1 protein-coding gene is annotated in these 218 nt (G+C 41.7%); it reads left to right on the top strand.

The features are described from left to right. Nucleotides 1–218 (top strand): hypothetical protein (locus D5S11_RS20115; RefSeq protein WP_206504720.1); only part of this gene is annotated, 218 nt, incomplete at both ends.

Below are 218 nucleotides of genomic sequence, written 5' to 3'. Positions count from 1 at the left end.
GGTTTATCCGCTGAAGTTGGCGGTAAATTCAAGAATGCAAGAGGCTTAGCTCAGCGAGCATTCAAAGCTCAAGACATGGAGGATTTAATAGAAAACGCATCATTACAGGCTAGCGGGTTCGAAAACGGATTACGTATAGGTGCTAGACAGTTATTGAAAAACAAGAAGAGAGTAAAAGGTTATACGATTGATGAAAAGGCGGCTTTACGTGGTTTGGT

Origin of the sequence: Bacillus sp. L75, assembly GCF_003676355.1 — a bacterium.
GTDB classification, from domain to species: Bacteria; Bacillota; Bacilli; order Bacillales; family Bacillaceae; genus Bacillus; species Bacillus velezensis.
The sequence above is the reverse complement of the archived record's forward strand: the minus strand, read 5'-3'. Positions and strand labels throughout refer to the sequence as shown.